2 protein-coding genes are annotated in these 5,634 nt (G+C 59.6%); one reads left to right on the forward strand and one right to left on the reverse strand.

The features are described 5' to 3' along the window. Positions 1–230: 230 nt before the first annotated feature. On the reverse strand, positions 231–4,253 hold the full coding sequence (locus tag FJ404_19110; protein MBM3824962.1) for a dehydrogenase: 4,023 nt from the start codon (positions 4,251–4,253) through the stop codon (positions 231–233). Between the two features lie 1,053 nt (positions 4,254–5,306). Here FJ404_19110 and FJ404_19115 point away from each other — a divergent pair. Then, entirely contained in the window at positions 5,307–5,522 is a 216-nt protein-coding gene (locus FJ404_19115) for a hypothetical protein (GenBank protein ID MBM3824963.1), read from the forward strand. Positions 5,523–5,634: the final 112 nt, after the last annotated feature.

Below are 5,634 nucleotides of genomic sequence, written 5' to 3' on the forward strand. Positions count from 1 at the left end.
AAAAAACAGCCCAAGGCCATGAAGACCCACACCACGGAGTGCCCCCACCGAAGCATCCAACCGCGAAAAGGATCGCGCGGCGGCAGCGCCAAAGAGGGGCGTGGGTATACCACCCCGTACACCGCCGCCACGGCCAAACAAACCCAGATCCAGGTCCCAAACGATACCCCGAAAAGTTCCGGAGGCGCCGACGGCGCCGCGATGGGCGTCAAGGGTGGCACATGCCTCGTTCAATGATGCTGATGGTCGCCGCCCGCGCCCGCCACCTTCACCTCGGGATTCGATCGCAGGTAACCCTCCACGTCCTTCGTCACGACCAGCCACCCCCACATGACCTGATGATGGCCGGGGAATGTGCAGACGAATTCATAGGAGCCCTCGTCCTTGGGCGCCGTGATTTTCAAGGTTTCCTTCTCACCCGCGGCCAGCAGTTTCGTGGCCTCAATCACATCTTGATTGCGCGGCACGTAAATGCGTCCCCGCTGATCCATTTCGTCCGGTTTCATCGATACCGCCGCCGTCCCCACTTTGTCCCGCGTCCCTGGCTTCACCACCACCAGATTGTGGGGCATGAAATCGGCGTTTTCCACGATCAACTCAAAGGGTTTGCCCGCCTCCACCACGATCCGGGCGGTGTCGAACCTCATTTGCTCGCGTACGGTCCGGACCACGAAGACCGCCACGCTCAAGCTTCGCAGTTGCTGGCGCAAACCCGCGGCTTGGTCCGCCGGAAGAAATCCCGCCAAGTCAGAGGCGAACTGCACGGTTTCAACAAAGGGCTGCGACGTCCGGTCTCCCGCCGGGACCGTCTTGGCCCAGGCCACCAACGACGAGGCCACTTGCCCGGCCTGCATTTTCGGCCACGAAGCACGCGGCAATACCCGCAATCCCCGGGCCGCCTCCAGGACCAGATCCCCCTTCTGAATCATTCCCGCGAGATCTCCAAAAACCACCCCGGGATCTTGATTCATGCTCGTCAAGGCCCGAATCGCTCCCGTGCGCACTTGGCCGTCAGTCCCGCTCTGGCCGAGCAATGCCCGCGTCTTGCCAAAAGCTTGCGCCCTGAAATCTGGACTGGCGATTTGAGGAATGCCCGAGAGCATTTCCGCAAACGCCTTGTTCTGCCCCGAAGCCTCTTTCCAGACACCCTCAAACGAATCGTCGGCCACCGCCAGCGCCGCCCACGCCGCCTGCCGGACTTCGGTGGATCCCCCGTTCGAGGCCAGACGGGCTAGTTGAGTGCGGGCGGACTTGAGATCCACCGGTTGCTGCCATGGAAGCAGGCGTGCCAGCATCGCATCCGGCTTCGCGCCGTCCAGTTTCTGCAAAAGCAGCGGCACCCGGGCCATGTTCCGGGCCATGGCCAAATCGGCCAGAGCCATGCTGCGATCGCTGTCCGTAAGTTCATTTCTTGACAGCAACGCCTCCAGGACGGCGGCATTCCGCGGCATGCTGCTCAGTTCCGCTGTGCTCAGAGAGCGCACCAGCCGCTCAATTCCCGCCGGATTGTTCGGCGCCACGGCCTTGCCCTCCGCCAGGGCGGATCGCCAAACCTTGTTCAACTGACGCAGGGTCTCCTTCAGCGTGTAATCGAGATAATAATCAGTGTCGTGCTTCAACGAAGCGAGCGCGACGTTCACGGCGCCGACTTCATTGTAAAAGCTGGCTGCGCGCACCGCCTCCAGCCGCACCCGGGGATGAGGATCCTCAGCCACTCGGGCAAACAAATCCAAAGCGTCCGACACCCGATCGCGCCAATAACAGAGGACCCTGGCAGCCGCCGCGCGCGCCCGATGATCCGGGGATTGCAACATGCGTCGCAGGAGATCCTGATCCACCACGTTGTGCCATTGGTGAACCCAGAGCGCTTCCATCATGTGGTGTTCGTACTGGGGGTGCTTCTTGTCCAATCCGGCGGCCCACTTCTTCACCGCGGCCACCACGCCAGAAGTTCTTCTTCCGCACAACTCGATCTTGGCCAGTTCGCGCGTTTGATTCTCAGGTTCCCGAAGCAGCTCCAGCAGCGCCGGAATCGGCTGCCCGTGAATCTTCGCCGGCTTGAGCAGCGGCCTTCCCGCGTAGGTCATCCGGTAAATCCGGCCATGGACCTTGTCGCGGTTGGGATCCCGCAGATGATGCTGCATGTGGCCAATGATCGGATTGTGCCAGTCACAAAAATAGATCGCTCCCTCCGGCCCGGTGGAAATGCAAATGGGACGAAAATTCGGGTCCGTCGAGGAAATCAAATGCTCCTTGGTCTCCCCCTTCAAACCCGATCCTTCCTCGGTCACTTGAGCCCGGAAAATACCCTGAAACCCAATCACATTGAGATTCAGGAAATTGCCCTGAAATTCCTCCGGAAAATGCCGGCTGGTGAGAAAGCCGGTCGCCGGGCATGGACGCGAGGGCCGGTTCCAAAACTCCTTCATCCCGGCGTGTTTGTGGGGATAATCAAGGAATCCACTGAAGGCCGCGCCGAAAAAGTTCGCGTTGCCCGTCGCGTCCGTGACGATGTCGTTGCCCCATCCGTCGAAGACACGCCCATGCGGATTGGCAAATCCATACGAAACATACGTCTGAAACCGCGAGGTGCGGGGCTCGAAACGATAGATGCCGCCGTCATTGTTGCGCACCACGCCAAGAGGCGTTTCCACCTGGGTTCGGTGAAACACACCGTCGCTCAGGTAAATCGAACCGCCCGGATCCAAACACAGCGCGTTGGCCGTGTGATGGCTGTCCGCCGAATCCATGCCCATCAACACCCGCTCTTTCCAATCCGCCTTCCCATCTCCATCGGTATCCCGCACCAACCACAGATCCGGCGCCTGCATCACCAACACGCCGTCTTTGTAGAATTGAAACCCGGTCGGGGCATTCAAATTGTCCATGAAATGGGTGCAACGATCCGCTTTTCCGTCCCCGTTGGTGTCCTCGAAAATGAGCAAGCTGTCGCCGATCTTGCTGGTCGGCGTGCGCAGTGGGTAATTCGGCCACACCGCCACCCAAAGCCGTCCCCGTGTGTCCCAAGCCATTTGCACCGGCTTCACCAACTCGGGAAATTCCTTCTCGCTGGCGAACAAATTCACCTTCATGCCGGAGTGAACGGTCATTTTCGCAATGGCTTCCTCCCCGCCCAGGATGGGATGGGAGCGGTCCGGATTCGCCCCCGGCTTGTTGGAACCCACCTTCGTCACCGCCGGCAGATTCGAGTCATCAACGCTCAAAAAACCGCCTTTCGCCACGGCCCATATCACCTTGTCCCGATTGGCGGCCAAAACATCACGCTGGGTCATCTCCTCCTGCATGACTTTGTAGTTCGACACTTTGGGCTCCGGTGCGAATCGATCGGTGATGAACCCGCCCTTGCCCGCCTCATAGGCCAGCGCCGAACGCCCGCCATAGACATTGTAACCGTCCACCGTCCGGTAACGTTGGTGCCATTGATAATTCTTCTCATTCACCGCCGCACGCAAACGGTCCAACTCCCCGAGCGGCGCCGGTGTTCCCAACAAACTCACGAAGAGTTGCGGAGCCAGTATCTTGTCCCCCTCCTCCGTAAAATGGAAACCGTTGTGCGTGAGAGGACGACCGCCTGTGGCGGCGGCATAGGACCGTTGGGAAATCGAAAAAAGATCGACGTAAGGAACGCCATTGGCCCGCGCTACCTCCTCCACCGCTCCCGCATACATTTTGAGCTGCGCGTTGGGGCCCTCCGCAGGCTGCACGTTCGGATCCGGATGCTTCTCGAAGGAGACCGGACTGAAAAGGACCACGCGAGGAGCGCCTTTGCCGGAATAGTCTTTTTGTCGCGTCTCCTTCACCCATTTGTCCAAGTCCGTCTTGAATCCCGCCAGCCCGTCCGCTCCCTTGAACGATTCGTTGAAACCGAAGAATCCCCACACCACATCAGCCTTCACCCGCTTGAGCCAGTCGTCCGGGGTTCCAAAATTCTCGGATCGATGCCGGAAAACCACTTCATCTCCCGCCACCGCCAGGTTGCGAAACACCAGGTCGTGATCGGGATATTTCCCGTGAATCAAAGTCTCAAGATGTCCGAAATGCTGGAGCCGGTCCGCAAAACCGCCGCCCACCCAGGCGATATGATCGCCCTTTTTCAACGAAAGCGGACCCGCGTTCCCCGCCCCCGCTTCGCTCTTCTTCTCAACCGGGCGCGGCTGCCCTTCCGGCAGAACCTTGCCCAAAGCGTGATCCGAAGGCTTCAACCCGCGGCGATAAGTGCCAAATCCATACATCGTCGGCTTGAAGTCATCGATGAACCGCACATCCGCCCGGGTCGGAACTTCCAGGTCCAGACCCCAGAACACCGCGTTGACGACCATCCGGCGAGTCCCCTCGCTCAACAAATCCGTGGCGGACCCGAGCGTGGTGCAGAAAATCTTGTTCGAACGTCCGGATTCATTCTGCCGGACGCGGGTCCACGCAACCGGCATCATGGGATCATTCACCCCTTGTTCCTTCCGATCGTTCGCCCGCTTCTTGGTGTAACTCGCAGGAGGATCTCCAGGCGTCATGCCCTTCAACACCTGCCCGCGCACCAGGATCGTGGCGTCCGAAGGCGGATAAGCCTCGTAGACGTCCGTGTCCCCGAACACGTCGGTGATCCCTTTCAGAATGGGATGATTGATCGCGCCGTTCTCCAGGATGCCTCTCGTCGCCTCCCGTTTGTGCACGCCCCAATGCGTCACCCAGGTTTCCCCCAACACTTGCTTGCCAAACCCGCCCTTCCAGTCCGCGTTGTCATAACTGTACCGAGCCCACTTGACCGTCTTCGGATAATTGAACGCATGGGTGGACGTTCGGAGGGCCACCAACGGCTTCCCCGCCAGATAAGCCTTTTCAAATCTCGCCATGTCCTCGTCCGGCCAATGCCGAAACCGCAAACTGAAGAGAATGAGGTCCGCCGAATCAATGGCGGCCGAATGGCCCAGAGAACCACCCTTGTCCGGGTTGATGGTGCCATCCTCTTCCTGTGAAAAAAGAACGGTGCACTTGAAACCGTGGCGCTGGCTCAGAATCTTCCCCAGCATCGGCAGAGCCTCTTCGGACCGGTATTCCTCGTCTCCGGAAATCAAAACCACGTGTTTGCCCCGGCCCGGCCCGCTCCGGCCCTCGTAGGTGATAGAGGCACTCGCCATCAGGGAAGAGAGGGTAGCCCCGAGGGCAAAAAGGAAGGTGTAACGCAGGTCTTTCATGAAAGGTGTTGGCTCGATCAAGGTCTCTTTCTATGGTTCGGAAAGTGGAAACTTACCAAACGTCTCCAGGAACCGCCAGTGTGGATTCGCTCCATGGCCCAATTTTTTGCTGAAAACCTCGACTGCGTCCTGTTTTCCACGCTGGCTCTCGGAGCGGCGCTGGCCCTGCACGGGTGGACCCAAGCTCGGTGTCCGGAAAGCCGGTCCATTCGACGGTCGATCTTCTTCTGGTGCCTCCTGTTTGTTTTGATTGGAACAGGTTGGGCCGCGGCCCGGTGGCTCGGACAAGAGGAAGCTCAGACATCCTGACCTGGGGTGGAATCAGGATGAGCCGACCTGGCGGTAGATGAGACGGAGTTGGGTGGTCGGAAAGACGGTTTCTGTTTCAGTGAGGAGGATGCACATCTGGTGGATGGCGGCG

Source organism: Verrucomicrobiota bacterium, assembly GCA_016871495.1.
In the GTDB taxonomy this organism is placed as follows: Bacteria; Verrucomicrobiota; Verrucomicrobiia; order Limisphaerales; family VHDF01; genus VHDF01.